Annotated in this window: 15 protein-coding genes; 6 read left to right on the top strand and 9 right to left on the bottom strand. The window is 65.6% G+C overall.

The genetic code is table 11. The features are described 5' to 3' along the window. Window positions 1–70: 70 nt before the first annotated feature. The gene (locus HCO70_RS14805) at window positions 71–1,321 is read left to right on the top strand and encodes an MFS transporter (protein ID WP_172297532.1); all 1,251 of its coding nucleotides are present in this window, start codon (window positions 71–73) and stop codon (window positions 1,319–1,321) included. A 186-nt stretch (window positions 1,322–1,507) separates the two neighbouring features. On the opposite strand, the gene HCO70_RS14800 is transcribed toward HCO70_RS14805, so the two are convergent. From HCO70_RS14800 to mbfA, 8 genes are all read right to left on the bottom strand, one after another. After that, the gene (locus HCO70_RS14800) at window positions 1,508–2,425 is read right to left on the bottom strand and encodes an ornithine cyclodeaminase family protein (protein ID WP_172297530.1); all 918 of its coding nucleotides are present in this window, start codon (window positions 2,423–2,425) and stop codon (window positions 1,508–1,510) included. Then, entirely contained in the window at window positions 2,422–3,045 is a 624-nt protein-coding gene (locus tag HCO70_RS14795; RefSeq protein ID WP_172297528.1) for an HAD family phosphatase, read from the bottom strand. Before HCO70_RS14795 ends, HCO70_RS14800 begins: the two co-directional genes overlap by 4 nt. 59 nt (window positions 3,046–3,104) lie before the next feature. Beyond that, the gene (locus tag HCO70_RS14790; RefSeq protein ID WP_172297526.1) at window positions 3,105–4,070 is read right to left on the bottom strand and encodes a DMT family transporter; all 966 of its coding nucleotides are present in this window, start codon (window positions 4,068–4,070) and stop codon (window positions 3,105–3,107) included. A 59-nt stretch (window positions 4,071–4,129) separates the two neighbouring features. Beyond that, a complete protein-coding gene (locus HCO70_RS14785; protein ID WP_172297524.1) occupies window positions 4,130–4,579 on the bottom strand; it encodes a YaiI/YqxD family protein in 450 nt (149 codons plus the stop codon). Further along, on the bottom strand, window positions 4,576–5,406 hold the full coding sequence (gene fghA / locus HCO70_RS14780; RefSeq protein ID WP_172297522.1) for an S-formylglutathione hydrolase: 831 nt from the start codon (window positions 5,404–5,406) through the stop codon (window positions 4,576–4,578). Before fghA ends, HCO70_RS14785 begins: the two co-directional genes overlap by 4 nt. A gap of 31 nt (window positions 5,407–5,437) precedes the next feature. Further along, complete coding sequence (locus HCO70_RS14775; RefSeq protein ID WP_172297520.1) at window positions 5,438–6,376, bottom strand: AEC family transporter; 939 nt, start codon at window positions 6,374–6,376, stop codon at window positions 5,438–5,440. A gap of 89 nt (window positions 6,377–6,465) precedes the next feature. Further along, complete coding sequence (locus HCO70_RS14770; protein ID WP_172297518.1) at window positions 6,466–6,657, bottom strand: hypothetical protein; 192 nt, start codon at window positions 6,655–6,657, stop codon at window positions 6,466–6,468. Between the two features lie 93 nt (window positions 6,658–6,750). Then, window positions 6,751–7,728, bottom strand: a complete 978-nt coding sequence (gene mbfA / locus HCO70_RS14765) for an iron exporter MbfA (RefSeq protein WP_172297516.1) — start codon at window positions 7,726–7,728, stop codon at window positions 6,751–6,753. 139 nt (window positions 7,729–7,867) lie between these two features. On the opposite strand from mbfA, the gene HCO70_RS14760 reads away from it, so the two are divergent. Next, entirely contained in the window at window positions 7,868–8,497 is a 630-nt protein-coding gene (locus tag HCO70_RS14760) for a TetR/AcrR family transcriptional regulator (RefSeq protein WP_172297514.1), read from the top strand. Window positions 8,498–8,504: 7 nt separating this feature from the next. Here the strand turns inward: HCO70_RS14760 and HCO70_RS14755 are convergent, their stop codons facing one another. Beyond that, entirely contained in the window at window positions 8,505–9,218 is a 714-nt protein-coding gene (locus HCO70_RS14755) for an NYN domain-containing protein (protein WP_172297512.1), read from the bottom strand. A 209-nt stretch (window positions 9,219–9,427) separates the two neighbouring features. Here HCO70_RS14755 and HCO70_RS14750 point away from each other — a divergent pair, with 209 nt between their 5' ends. From HCO70_RS14750 to HCO70_RS14735, 4 genes are all read left to right on the top strand, one after another. After that, window positions 9,428–10,798, top strand: coding sequence for a dipeptidase (locus HCO70_RS14750; protein ID WP_172297510.1), 1,371 nt, complete (start codon window positions 9,428–9,430; stop codon window positions 10,796–10,798). A gap of 12 nt (window positions 10,799–10,810) precedes the next feature. Next, window positions 10,811–11,209 carry a GFA family protein gene (locus HCO70_RS14745; protein WP_172297508.1) on the top strand — a complete coding sequence of 133 codons (399 nt, stop codon included), beginning with the start codon at window positions 10,811–10,813 and terminating at the stop codon, window positions 11,207–11,209. 201 nt (window positions 11,210–11,410) lie between these two features. Further along, the gene (locus tag HCO70_RS14740; RefSeq protein ID WP_172297506.1) at window positions 11,411–11,902 is read left to right on the top strand and encodes a twin-arginine translocation pathway signal; all 492 of its coding nucleotides are present in this window, start codon (window positions 11,411–11,413) and stop codon (window positions 11,900–11,902) included. A gap of 4 nt (window positions 11,903–11,906) precedes the next feature. After that, window positions 11,907–12,569 carry a ferric reductase-like transmembrane domain-containing protein gene (locus tag HCO70_RS14735; protein WP_253913318.1) on the top strand — a complete coding sequence of 221 codons (663 nt, stop codon included), beginning with the start codon at window positions 11,907–11,909 and terminating at the stop codon, window positions 12,567–12,569. The last annotated feature ends 17 nt before the right edge of the window (window positions 12,570–12,586 follow it).

Below are 12,586 nucleotides of genomic sequence, written 5' to 3'. Positions count from 1 at the left end.
TATCAACTAATTCGATTTGACCACAAGTTAAGCAGGGGGGAAACTCCGCCGGCTGAACGGAGCGCCCCTCATGCTGAAACCTCAGAACCCGAGCCTGATGCCGATCCTGATCGGTGGATGTTTGATCATCCTTGTGAGCTTTGCGATCAGAGCGAGCTTTGGGGTGTTCCAGATACCGATTGCCGAGGAATTCGGCTGGCTCCGGGCGGATTTCTCGATGGCCATCGCGATCCAGAACCTGGCCTGGGGCATCGGGCAACCGATATTCGGCGCGTTTGCAGAGCGATTTGGCGACAAGCGGGCGCTGGTGCTGGGCGTGTTCCTGTATGCGGCAGGGCTGATCCTGTCGTCCTTCGCGGTGACGCCGGGCCAGCATTGGACGCTGGAAGTACTGGTTGGTTTCGGTATCGCGGGTACGGGCTTCGGCGTGCTGCTGGCGGTCGTGGGCCGTGCGGCGAGTGACGAGAACCGGTCGATGGCGTTGGCGATCGTGACGGCGGCGGGTTCGGCCGGACAGGTCATCGGCGCGCCGGTGGCGGAATGGCTGCTGTCCTTCCTGCCCTGGCAGACGGTCTTCCTGGCGTTCGCGGCGGCGATCGTTTCGACGCTGCTGTTCCTGCCGCTTCTGGGGAACGCAAAGCCGGCGAGCCGTACGGAGCTGGAGGAGACGCTGGGCGAGGTGCTGGGCAAGGCGTTCCGCGACCCTAGCTATGTGCTGATCTTCCTGGGGTTCTTTTCCTGCGGCTATCAGCTCGCCTTCGTGACCGCGCATTTCCCGGCACTGGTGACGGAGATGTGCGGGGCGATTGATCCGTCGGGGACCCTGGCGTCGCTTGGGGTGTCGACGACCTCGGCGCTGGGGGCGGTGTCGATCTCGATCATCGGGCTGGCGAATATCGTGGGCACGCTGACGGCGGGGTGGCTGGGGCAGCGGTTCACCAAGAAATACCTGCTGGCCGGGATCTATACGCTTCGGACCATCGCGGCGGCGGCGTTTATCGTGTTTCCGATCACCCCCACCTCGGTGATCCTTTTCTCGGTGGCGATGGGGTCGCTTTGGCTGGCGACGGTGCCTCTGACGAGCGGGCTGGTGGCGCATATCTATGGGCTCAGGTACATGGGGACGCTTTATGGCTTCGTGTTTCTGAGCCACCAGATCGGGTCCTTCGTGGGGGTCTGGCTGGGCGGGCGGATGTACGACATCTATGGCGATTATACCGCCGTCTGGTGGGTCGGGGTGGCGGTGGGGGCGTTCAGCGCGATCGTTCACCTGCCGGTGAAGGAGGTGCCGCTGCAGAGCCGGATGGCGGCGGCGGCGTGAGGGCGTCCCCATGGGGACGGGGGGTCAAGCCATTGATTTCAGGCATGGTAGCGCAAACGTCTGTGTGGGGACGCTGCGTTTGAAGGCGCCTTCCCGGCCGCCCGGCGGAACCGCGCGTGGCGGCTGCGGGAGCCTCCGGCGGGGATATTTCTGACCAGAAGAAGCAGGCGGAGTGCGCCCGGCGCGTCAGCCGTTCCAGGCGTCGAGGATGTAGCGGCTGGTCATCAGATCGAGATGCGCGCCGCCGCCGTTCTTGAAGAGGGTGATCTCGTCTTCCGACTGCCGGGCAAAGGCGCCGCCGGGAAGATCGTAGAAGTCGGCGACCATGTCCGCCTCGGCGATGACGCCGGCTTCCAGCGGAATCTTCAGCTCTCCGATATGGCCGAGAACGGTGTCGCGGCTGTCCATGAAGATGCAGGCGCGGCGCAGGGCAGTATCGTCGGTCTCGCGCATATCGGCGCGGTAGGCGCCGATCAGGTCGAGATGCTGGCCCGGGCGCAGCCAGTCACCCAAGACCACCGGTTCGGTCGACATCGTGGCGCAGGTGATGATGTCGGCCTTCGTCACCGCCGCCTGCAGGTCTGTCGCCACCGAGACGCCTGGCCAGGCGGCGGCCAGTGCTTCTGCCCCCGCCGGGCTGCGGTTCCAGACGGTGAATTCGGCATCGGGGAACCCGGCGCCGTAAGCCTCGCGCAGGGACTGCGCCACGGTGCCGGCGCCGACGATCAGAATGCGGCGGCTGTCGGGGCGGGCGAGTTTCAACGCACCCAGCAGGCTGTCGCCGGCGGTCTTCCATTTCGTGACGAGGTGAAAGTCGATGATCGCCTCGAGCATACCATCGCCGTCGGAATAGACCGTGACACCCCCGTTGACGGTGGGTTTCCCGGCGGCCCTGTTGCCGGGAAAGATCGTGGCGGACTTCACCGCCAGCCCGAGCCCCTCGATCCAGGCGGAGCGGCTGAGCAGCGTGTCGGGATCGCGGTAGAGGAAGGTATCGCCCAGTTCCGCCCTGGGCAATCTGTGCCCGGCCTCCAGCGCGCGGGTGAGCGCGATCCAGTCGAGCCGTGCCTCGCCCTCGGCGAAGGGGATGACCGGAACCGTCAACCCGCTTCCTCTTCGGTCAGCAGGCCCTCGGCCACGAGGCGTTTCGCGAAGCCTTCCGGCCCTTCGAACAGATGCACCTGCCAGCCGCGCGCCGCGGCCGCCTCGATGTTATCGGGGCGGTCGTCGGTGAACAGGATGGTCTCGGGGGACACACCGGAATCGGTCTCTAAATGGGCGTAAAATGCCGCATCCGGTTTCACCATGCCGAGGTGGCCGGAAATGTATCGCCGGTCGAATTCGGTCAGCACCGGATAAGCGGTTTCGGCCATTTCCAGCGTGCGGATGCCGAAATTGGACAGCGCGAAGACCGGCATGCCCCGCTCCTTCAGTGCGCGGAGCAGGGTGGCGGTTCCGGGAACGTCCGGCTTTGCCATTTCCATCCAGTCATTGCTCCATGCGAGGATCTCCTCGGCGAAGCCGGGATGCAGGGCAGCGGTTTCGGCGGTCAGGTCTGCAATGTCCTCGCCCAGATCCGAGCGGATGTTCATGCCGTCGAGATCGACGGCGGCGAACAGTTCCTCGCGCCGGTCGCGGCCGAAGGTCCGGTCGTAATAGCCCTCGGGATCCCAGTTCATCAGCACGTTGCCGATGTCGAAGACCACCGCTTCGATGGCTGCCATTGTCGCGTCTCCTTGTCTGTGCCGCGACTTGGTAGCGCGGGGCGTACGGGTTGGAAAGATCAGCGGCGCATGCGCGGGCGCTGCGGGCCGGGGGCGCGGCCTGTCCGCGCCTCTCGCCAGATCATGAACAGGCCGGAACCGATGATCAGCAGGATTCCGACCCATGCGGCGAGATCCGGCCATTCGCCGAAGACCAGCGCGCCCCAGAAGACGGCAAGCGGCATGGCGATGTATTCGAAGGGCGCGACCAGCGCCGCCTCTGACAGGCGATAGGCCTGGCTGATGAAGAAGCCGCCGCTGAGGCTGAGGAGGCCGATGACGGCGAGCAGGAGCCAGTCGAGCGGCTCCGGCCAGATCCACGCGCGGAAGAAGAATTCCAGCGAGGCGCTGTCGCTGCCGGCAAAGCGGCCGTCGCCGACGGCAAGGCCGATGCTGCCCGAAACGAGGACGAAGGTGAGCTGCAGGTAGAAGGTCATCGACACCGCGCTGTCGCTGGCGCCGAGCCGGCGGGTGAACATGTGCATGGTGGTATAGGCGAAGGCGCTTATCAGCGGCAGCAGCGCGGCGGGCTGGAAGGCGGAGGTGCCGGGGCGGAGCACGATCAGCACGCCGATCAGGCCGATGGCAATCGCGGCCCAGCGGCGCGGGCCGACATGTTCGCCGAGGAAGATCACCGAGAAGACGGTGATCAGGAGCGGGCTGATAAAGGTGATCGCGACGGCATCCGCCAGCGGCAGCGCGGCAACGCCGAGGAAGAAGAACATGTTGGTGGCCACCACGCAGACCCCGCGGATGGCGTGCATCACCGGGTGCCGGGTGCGCAGGATCTGCAGCCCGCCCGCGAGCGGCAGGATCACCGCGAAGAAGAAGACCAGCGCGATGGAGGAGCGGATCAGCACGACCTGGTGCAGGGCATAGCCGCCCGACAGGAACTTGATCGCCATGTCGTTGAAGGAAAAACAGAGTATCGCCGCAGCGGCGCAGATCATGCCGAGAACGGGGGCGGGCAGTTTGGCGGGTGACATCGGGCGGCTCCGGGCAACCCGGCCTCTTTGGCAGGTTGCCGTGCCCGGGTCCAGTGGCCTCAGCCGCGGGTCTTTGCGCGGCGCAGGGCGTCTTCCAGCGCCTGCAGGAAGCGGGCGCGGTCGTTCCGTGTGAATGCCTTGTTGCCGCCCTGGCGGAACGGGTCCGCCGCGCGCAGATCGGCCATCAGGTCGCGGGTGGCAAGCACGTTGCCGATATTGGCCTGTGTCAGCCGTTCGCCATTGGGTTTCAGGACCTCGGCGCCGGCCTCGACACATTTCGCGGCAAGCGGTATGTCGTTTGTGATCACAACATCGCCGGCGGTGGCACGGTCGGCGATCCACATGTCGGCGATGTCGGGGCCCTCGGGGACAAACACGGTCTCTAGCAAGGGATTCTGCGATGGCCGGATGCCGCCATTGGTGACGAAGGCGGCTTTCGTCTGCTGGCGCGTCGCGACGCGTTCGACCTCGGCGCGGACCGGGCATGCGTCGGCGTCGACATAGATCACGCGAACAGCGCCTCGGCGTGGAAGGCGACGTGATCGGCCATGAAGGTGGAGATGAAGAAATAGCTGTGGTCGTAGCCGGGCTGCATCCGGAACGTGGCCTGCTGGCGCCGGGTGGCGATGGCGCTGGCCAGCGTTTCGGGGCGGAGCAGGTCGAGGAACTGGTCGTCGGTGCCGGTGTCGATCAACATCGGGCCGTCGAAGCCCTTCTCGGCCATCAGCAGGCTGGCGTCATGGGCGGCCCACTGGCCGTGATCGGCGCCGAGATATGCGGTGAACTGCTTTCTGCCCCAGTCGGATCTGGTCGGATTGCAGATCGGCGAGAAGGCGGAGACGGAGCGGTAGCGGCCCAGCAGGCGCATCGCCATTGTCAGGGCGCCGTGGCCGCCCATGGAATGGCCGGTGATCGCCTGGCGGTCGGGGTCGAGGGGGAATTCGCCGAAGATCAGCTTTGGCAGTTCGTCGGTGATGTAGTCCCACATGCGGTAATGCGGGTCCCAGGGCGACTGGTTGGCGTTGACGTAGAAGCCGGCGCCCTGGCCGAGGTCGAAGGCGTCGTCGTCGGCGATGTCGGCGCCGCGGGGCGAGGTGTCGGGGAAGATCAGGGCGATGCCCGCCTCTGCCGCCCAGGCCTGCGCGCCGGCCTTGGTCATGGCGTTCTCGTGCGTGCAGGTGAGGCCGGAGAGGTACCAGAGCAGGGGGACGTCGCCCTCGGACGCCTGCGGCGGCAGGTAGAGGCCGAAGGTCATGTCGCACTGCGTGGTGGCGGCGGCGTGGCTGTAGACACCCTGCACCCCGCCGAAGCAGGCGTTTTCGGATTTGGTTTCCATGGCGGCCTCCGCTGGCTGGTCGGGGTCTTGGCTACTGGAACGCGGTGCGCTCGGCAAGCCAGGCGAGGACGAGGGAAACGGTGACGATGGAGGCGGCGGTGGAGATCAGGATGGTGGCGGAGACGCGGTGCGAGGCGACGCCGTAGTGATGCGCGATCATGTAGATGTTGCCGGCGGTGGGCAGCGAGGCGGAGGCGATCATGACGGCGGCGGCGTAGGGTTCGAGGGGCCAGATGACGAGGGCGGCGAGGGCGATGGCGGCGGGGTGGAGGACGAGCTTGCCGAAGGAGAGCCAGGTGGCGATGGAGAGACGTTCGGCGGATTTGGAGGCGAGGGAGGCGCCGATGGCGAAGAGGGCGCCGGGGGTGGCGGCGTTGCCGAGGAGGGTGAGGAATTCGTTGATCGGTACCGGGACGGTGAGTTCGAGGGCGGAGACGGAAAAGCCGAGGACGATGGAGACAAGCATCGGGTTAGAGACCAATCCCATGCCCACGGTTTTGAACACGCGCGGCGACAGACCGGCGCCGGAGCCGGTGATCAGGATCACCACGAGGGAGCCGAAGACCAGCAGGTCGACCGCGAGCATCATCATGATGTAGCCGACCGCGGCGTCGCCCATCAGAACGGCGAGCATCGGGATGCCGAGAAAGCCGATATTGCCGATCACCGCGCATTGCGCCTCGATAGCGGCTTCCGCCAGAGGCAGCGCGCGCCAGATCGCGACCGCCGTGACCACGAGGTAGATCGCGGTTGTTGCCACCAGATAGACGCCCATGAACTTCGGATCGAAGACCTCGCCGAACTTCAGGTTGGCGGAGAACCGGAACAGCATTGCCGACAGGGCGAAATAGAAGACGAAGCGGGTCAGCGCGCTGGCGGCCGCCTCGGAGAAGAACCTGGTTGCCGCCGCGGCGTAACCCACGCCGATCAGCAGGAAAAAAGGCAATGTCTTTAGGAAGATCTCGACCATATAGCGGCCATAGCATTCCACCGCGGCGGGCGGAATGGCGCATCAGGCATACAGGGGTGGAATGGCCAACCGCGTGCGGCCATTCGGCCCTAGTATTCGGGGATGCCGCGTTCCGTCATCGTGGTGGCGATCTCGTCGGCCACGTCCTGCGCGGACCCGCCGATGGTGGCCATGATCGCGAGGGCCAGCCCGATGAGGGCGGCGGTCAGGACCACCCAGTCGACGGTGACTGCGCCGGACTCATCATCGAGAAACGCCTTGATCTTGCTGGTCCAGTTCATGTTCGCCCTGCGATTTTGTTCGCGCGTTAAACATTCCCGTATTTGGCGAATGTGGGCGCAATGCGCCCGGCGCGCGGACAGAATGTGGCGAGGCTACTGACTGCCGATCAGCACACCTGCGGCGAAGACCAGCGCGCCGCCCAGCACCACCTGGAAGGTCGCGCGAAGAAACGGCGTCTGCATGTACCGGTTCTGGATCCAGGCGATGGCCCAGAGTTCGATGACCACCACACAGATGGCGATCGCCGTTGCCGTCCAGAAATGCGGAATGAGGTAGGGCAGCGCGTGCCCCAGACCGCCGAGCGTGGTCATCACACCAGAGGCAATGCCACGTTTCAGCGGCGAACCACGTCCGGACAGTTCGCCGTCGTCGGAGGCGGCTTCGGTGAAGCCCATCGAGATGCCGGCGCCGACAGAGGCGGCGAGACCGACAAGAAATGTCGTCCAGGGATCCTGCGTGGCGAATGCCGTCGCGAAGACCGGTGCAAGCGTAGAGACTGAACCGTCCATCAGACCGGCCAGTCCCGGCTGCACCCATGTCAGCACGAACTGGCGGTGGGACGTGCGGCTTTCCTCTTCCTGCGCATCGGAGTCTAGGTGCTGCTGAATCAGGGCGTCGGCGCGTTCCTCGTGCGTGGCTTCGGCCGCGGCGAGGTCGCCCAGCAGCTTGCGCGTCTCGGCATCCTTCGCCCGCGATGCGGCGGTAAGGTAGAAGCGTTCGGCATCACTTTCCATGTTCCCGGCTTCCTCGCGGATCCGTTCGATCCCGAGGTTTTCCATCAGCCAGACCGGGCGCCGCGCGTAATAGCCCGCGACGTGTTCGCGGCGGATCAGAGGAATCATATCTCCGAACCGCTTGCGGTGCAGGTCGATGAGCCGCCGACGGTGGGTGTCTTCCTCGGCGGCCATGCCGTCGAACACCTCGGCGCTGGCGGGATAGTCGGCACGGAGCATCTCGGCGTATTGCCGATAGATGCGGGCATCGTCCTCTTCCGAGGAGATCGCCAGAGCGAGGATCTCCTGCTCGCTCAGATCGGAGAAGCGGCGGCGGCCGAAATTTGGGTGGATCATACTGGAACCTGCACACATTAGAATGATTCTAAAATAGCTGCGCGCCGGGCAACTGCAAGTCCAGCCGAACGGAATCCGGCTTTTCTTGCCGGAACTAAACTGTGCGGTTTATGTTATACTAGAGGCACAAGGGGACTCCATGGACGCAGATGTGACTGCCATCAAGCAGGGCCGGAAATTCGACCAGGTGGTCGAGGGCGCGCGAGATGTGTTCCTGAAGGACGGTTACGAGGGCGCCAGCGTCGATGACATTGCCCGCGCCGCACAGGTCTCTAAAGCCACCCTTTACAGCTATTTCCCGGACAAACGCCGGCTTTTCATGGAGGTCGCGAAGCGCGAATTCCAGCGTCAGGCCGAGGAAGCGGTCGCGCGGATCAAGATGGCCGGGCCTGCCTCTGACGTATTGTTCGACGCCGCCAGTTCGATGACGCGGTTCTTTCTGTCGGATTTCGGCCGGCAGACGTTTCGAATCGCCGTGGCCGAGGCGGGACGGTTTCCCGAGCTTGGCCGGGATTTCTACTGTTCCGGCCCGAGCATCGCCCGCGATGCGCTGACCTGCTACCTGACCGAGCGGATCGACGAAGGCGAGCTGGTGATCGAGGATATCGAACTGGCCGCGGACCAGTTCATCGAACTGTGCAAGGCGTCGCTTCACACCAAGTGGATCATGGGGATCGTGAACGAGTTCCCCGACAGTGAAGTCCAGCGAGTGGTGCGCGGCGCAGTCTCTGTTTTCATGGCGCGCTACGGGGCGGGCCGGAACAGCTGAACCGACATCAGTCGATGCGGCGCAGCTGCATCTGGTTGCCGAGCTTGCGCGTCTCGAACCGTTTCAGACCCTGCACGAGATCGGACAGCTTGCGCCTGCCGTAGGTTCGCGTGTCGAAGTCGGGATTGTCGGCGGTGATGTACTGGCCGATCTGGCCGAGCGCGTACCACTCGTCGTCCTGCTCGATCTTCTCCATCGCCTTCAGGATCAGCGGCACCGCGTCGGCCGGGGGCCGCTTGCCCGGCGGCGTCGCGGTCGAGTCCCTGCGAGGCTCGGGTTCCTCGACGATGTTCTCGATCAGGATGAACCGGTTGCAGACGTTGCGCAGCGATTCCGGCGCCTTGCCCTCGCCGATGCCGATCACGTCGAGCCCCTGTTCGCGGATGCGGTTGGCAAGCGCGGTGAAGTCGCTGTCGGAAGAGACCAGCACGAAACCGTCGAAGCGGCTGGTATGCAGGATGTCCATCGCGTCGATGACAAGACCGATGTCGGAGGCGTTCTTGCCGATCGTGTTGGCGCTTTCCTGATGCGCGACCATGCCGAGGTTGCGCACCTCCTTGGCCCAGGCCGAAAGGCGCCCCGAGGACCAGTCGCCATAGACCCGGCGCAGGGCGGGTTCGCCGAAGGAGGTGATTTCCTTCAGGATCGCGCCGGCGTACTTCGCCGGGATGTTGTCGGCGTCGATCAGGACGGCGTAGAGCGGTCTGTCGCGGTCGGCCATGCGGGCTCCGTTCGGTTTTCGGGCAGTGTGACGCATGGCGGGGCGTCGTTCAAACGGGAAGGTGGGCGAACGCGCCCGCGGCGCGTGCCTCCGGCGGGGATATTTCAGACCAGAAGAAGCAGGGGAGCCGCGCAAATTGGTTCGGGCTTGCGGCGGATTGGGGGGTGTGTAGCTTTCCGGTCGAGACTCATCCAAGGAAAGGGACGCGCATGGGCTGGCAGGAATATCTTGACCGGGAGCAGGAACGGTTTGTCGGGGAACTGCTTGATTTCGTGCGGATCCCGTCGGTGTCGGCGAAGCCGGAGAACATTCCGGACGTGAAGGCGGCCGGGGACTGGGTGGTCGAAAGGCTGGGCGCGGCCGGGATCGAGGGCGCGGTGCTGTTGCCGACCGACGGGCACCCTGTGGTCTGCGCCGAGTGGATGGGCGCGGGGCCGGACAAGCCGACGATCCTGATCTACGGGCATTTCGACGTGCAGCCGGCGGAGCCGTTCGAGCTGTGGTCCTCGCCGCCCTTCGAGCCGGAGATCCGCGACGGCAAGGTCTGGGGCCGCGGCGCGTCGGACGACAAGGGCGGGATGCTGGTGCCCATCGTCGCGGTGGAGGCGATGATGAAGAGCGACGGCAGGCTGCCGGTGAACGTGCGGTTCTTCTTCGAGGGGCAGGAGGAGATCGGGTCGCCGGACCTGCCGCCCTTCGTCGAGGCGAACGTGGACCGGCTGAAGGCGGACATGATCTTTTCCGCGGACGGGCTGCAATGGGCGCCCGCGCAGCCGCAGATCATCGAGGCGCTGAAAGGGCTGGTGTCGCTGGAGATCGTGGTGAACGGGGCGCGGTCGGACCAGCATTCGGGGATGCATGGCGGCGGGATCGCCAACCCGGCGATGGCGCTGGCGCAGATCCTGGCGACGATGAAGTCGCCGGACGGGCTGATCACCATCGACGGGTTCTATGACGACGTGATCGACCTGACGCCGGAAGCGCGGGAGGCGATCGCGCGGGTGCCGTTCGACGAGGCGGAGTATCTGGCGGAAACGGGGGCGCCGGCGGCGGTGGGCGAGCCCGGCTATTCGGTGCGCGAGCGTCTGTGGGCGCGGCCGACGCTGGAGGTGAACGGGCTGACCAGCGGCTGGCAGGGGGCGGGGACCAAGACGGTGCTGCCCGCCGAGGCGCGGGCGAAGATCACCTGCCGGCTGGTCGCCGACCAGTCGCCGGAGCGGATCTTCGATCTGATTTCGGCCCATGTAGAGACGCATTGTCCGCCGGGCGTGACCGTGAAGACCGAGCGAAATCCGGGCCGTGCCGATCCGTTCCTGGTGCCGGGCGGGCATAATGCATCGACCGTGGCGGAGCAGGTGCTGGAAGAGGTCTATGGCGTGAAGCCCTACCGCACGCGGGTGGGCGGCTCGATCCCGGTGATGACGACGCTGCTGGAGCATCTGGGCGTGCATGCGGTGATGTTCGGCTTCTCCCACGGCGACGAGAACCTGCATGCGCCGGACGAATTCTTCCGGCTGGATACTTTTCGCCGGGGGCAGGTGGCCTATTGCAAGCTTCTGGAACGGTTGGGGCGCGACTGATCGGAGGGAAAGATGACCGAGGACGGACAGGAGGTCGTGCAGGGTCACTGCCTTTGCGGCGCCTGCACGTTCGAGCTGACCGGGCCGCATAACTGGGTCGGGCACTGTCACTGCGAGAGCTGCCGACGGGCGACGGCGTCGCCCTTCACGACGTGGATCGGTCAGGAGAACGGGCGCTGGAGCTTTACCGGAACGGAGCCGGTGGCCTATGCGAGCAGCGCCGGGAACACCCGCGGGTTCTGCGGGACCTGCGGGTCTCCGATGTATTACCGGTCGGAACGCTATCCGAACGAGGTGCATTTCTATGCCGCCCTGCTCGAGGATCCGGAAGCGGTGGAGCCGGCGGCGCATTTCCATGCCGGCGAAATGTTGCGCTGGGTGCATCTGGCCGACAGCTTGCCCCGGAAATGATGATGCGCTGACGGATTGATCTTGCCAGGGAGGCGCGCGCCGGGGCGGCGGATCGCGGCCTGCTCACAGGATTGTGCCGTCCGTCCCGCTTTCTCGATGCCGGGAACGGCATATACTGATCCGCGACGACCGCATTCCGAATACCCATGCCTTCCCTCCGCGCCCGGTGGCGCGGCCAGAAACGGAAACGGAGTACCCGCCATGTCCTCGCCCTTCTACAACCGCCGTTCCTTCCTCGTTTCCGCCGGGCTGGTCGGTGCCGCGCTGGCGCAGGGGCCGCTGGGCGCATTGCCCGCCTATGCACAGGGTCTGGCACCGACTCAGACGATGCGGGGCGGCAGCAACAACTATCGCCCGAACGCGCCGCTGGTGGAGAAGCTGGGTAAAGGGTTCTTCGTGTCCGGCAAGGTGATGCGCGCCGGGGACGGCGCGCCGCTGCAGGGCGTGCGCATCCAGATCTGGGCGGCGACGCTGCTGGGTGGCGAGCGGGAGCCGCGCAATCATGGCAGCGTGCTGACCCTCGCCGACGGGTCGTTCCGGCTGGAGATGGAGCAGATTGTGCCGAATTTCGGCCAGCCGCATGCGCATCTGGCCTATGACGACGCCGCCTACAAAACCGTGTTCCTGCGACCGGTGATGCCGAGCGCCGCCGACACGTCCGTTGCGGCGAATTTCGTGCTGGCGCCTGCCTGAGGTCTTGGCCGAGTCCGGTGAGACCGAGACGAAGCGAGGGTCGGTCCCGATATTGATCTGGGCCGGTGTCATTGCGGTGATGGCGGTCCCGGTCGTTGTCGCGGCATTCAGCCCCTATCTGTCCTACCGGAACGCCGTTTACATCATTGGCGGCTTCGCCGGCATCGTCTGTCTGTCCCTGATGCTGATCCAACCGCTGCTGGCTGCAGGCTATATGCCGGGGCTGCGGGGCCAGGCAGGGCGCAGGTGGCACCGCTGGCTGGGCGTGGCGATCGTGGTCTGCGTGGTGCTGCACATTGTCGGCCTGTACCTGACGAGTCCGCCCGACACACTGGACGCGCTGCTGCTGGTCGCGCCGACACCGTTTTCCGTCTATGGCGTGACGGCGATGTGGGGCGTGGTGCTGACAGCTATACTTGTGTTCCTGCGGCGGCGGATGGGGCTGCGGTATTCGGTCTGGCGGCTGATCCATAACGCGCTGGCGCTGGTGGTCGTGGTGGCGACCGTGATCCATGCGGTGCAGATCGAAGGGGCGATGGGCACGGCGACGAAATGGGGCCTGTGCATCGCGGTGCTGGTGGCGACCGGGGTGACGCTGGTTGATCTGCGGGTGGTCAAGCCGCTGCTGCAGGGATGGCGGGGCGAACGGGCGGTGCGGTCGGATTGAGCTATCGGACCCGTTGA

The sequence above is a fragment of the Pseudoruegeria sp. HB172150 genome (genome assembly GCF_013184805.1).
GTDB lineage: Bacteria > Pseudomonadota > Alphaproteobacteria > Rhodobacterales > Rhodobacteraceae > Psychromarinibacter.
Note: the sequence above shows the minus strand (reverse complement) of the source record. Positions and strands in the feature narration are given on the sequence as shown.

Excerpts from the sequence above, each read along its gene's own strand:
- HCO70_RS14805 (WP_172297532.1), top strand. The coding sequence starts at position 71 with ATGCTGAAACCTCAGAACCCGAGCCTGATGCCGATCCTGATCGGTGGA.
- HCO70_RS14795 (WP_172297528.1), bottom strand. The coding sequence starts at position 3,045 with ATGGCAGCCATCGAAGCGGTGGTCTTCGACATCGGCAACGTGCTGATG.
- HCO70_RS14790 (WP_172297526.1), bottom strand. The coding sequence starts at position 4,070 with ATGTCACCCGCCAAACTGCCCGCCCCCGTTCTCGGCATGATCTGCGCC.
- fghA (WP_172297522.1), bottom strand. The coding sequence starts at position 5,406 with ATGGAAACCAAATCCGAAAACGCCTGCTTCGGCGGGGTGCAGGGTGTC.
- HCO70_RS14775 (WP_172297520.1), bottom strand. The coding sequence starts at position 6,376 with ATGGTCGAGATCTTCCTAAAGACATTGCCTTTTTTCCTGCTGATCGGC.
- HCO70_RS14770 (WP_172297518.1), bottom strand. The coding sequence starts at position 6,657 with ATGAACTGGACCAGCAAGATCAAGGCGTTTCTCGATGATGAGTCCGGC.
- mbfA (WP_172297516.1), bottom strand. The coding sequence starts at position 7,728 with ATGATCCACCCAAATTTCGGCCGCCGCCGCTTCTCCGATCTGAGCGAG.
- HCO70_RS14760 (WP_172297514.1), top strand. The coding sequence starts at position 7,868 with ATGGACGCAGATGTGACTGCCATCAAGCAGGGCCGGAAATTCGACCAG.
- HCO70_RS14755 (WP_172297512.1), bottom strand. The coding sequence starts at position 9,218 with ATGGCCGACCGCGACAGACCGCTCTACGCCGTCCTGATCGACGCCGAC.
- HCO70_RS14750 (WP_172297510.1), top strand. The coding sequence starts at position 9,428 with ATGGGCTGGCAGGAATATCTTGACCGGGAGCAGGAACGGTTTGTCGGG.
- HCO70_RS14745 (WP_172297508.1), top strand. The coding sequence starts at position 10,811 with ATGACCGAGGACGGACAGGAGGTCGTGCAGGGTCACTGCCTTTGCGGC.
- HCO70_RS14740 (WP_172297506.1), top strand. The coding sequence starts at position 11,411 with ATGTCCTCGCCCTTCTACAACCGCCGTTCCTTCCTCGTTTCCGCCGGG.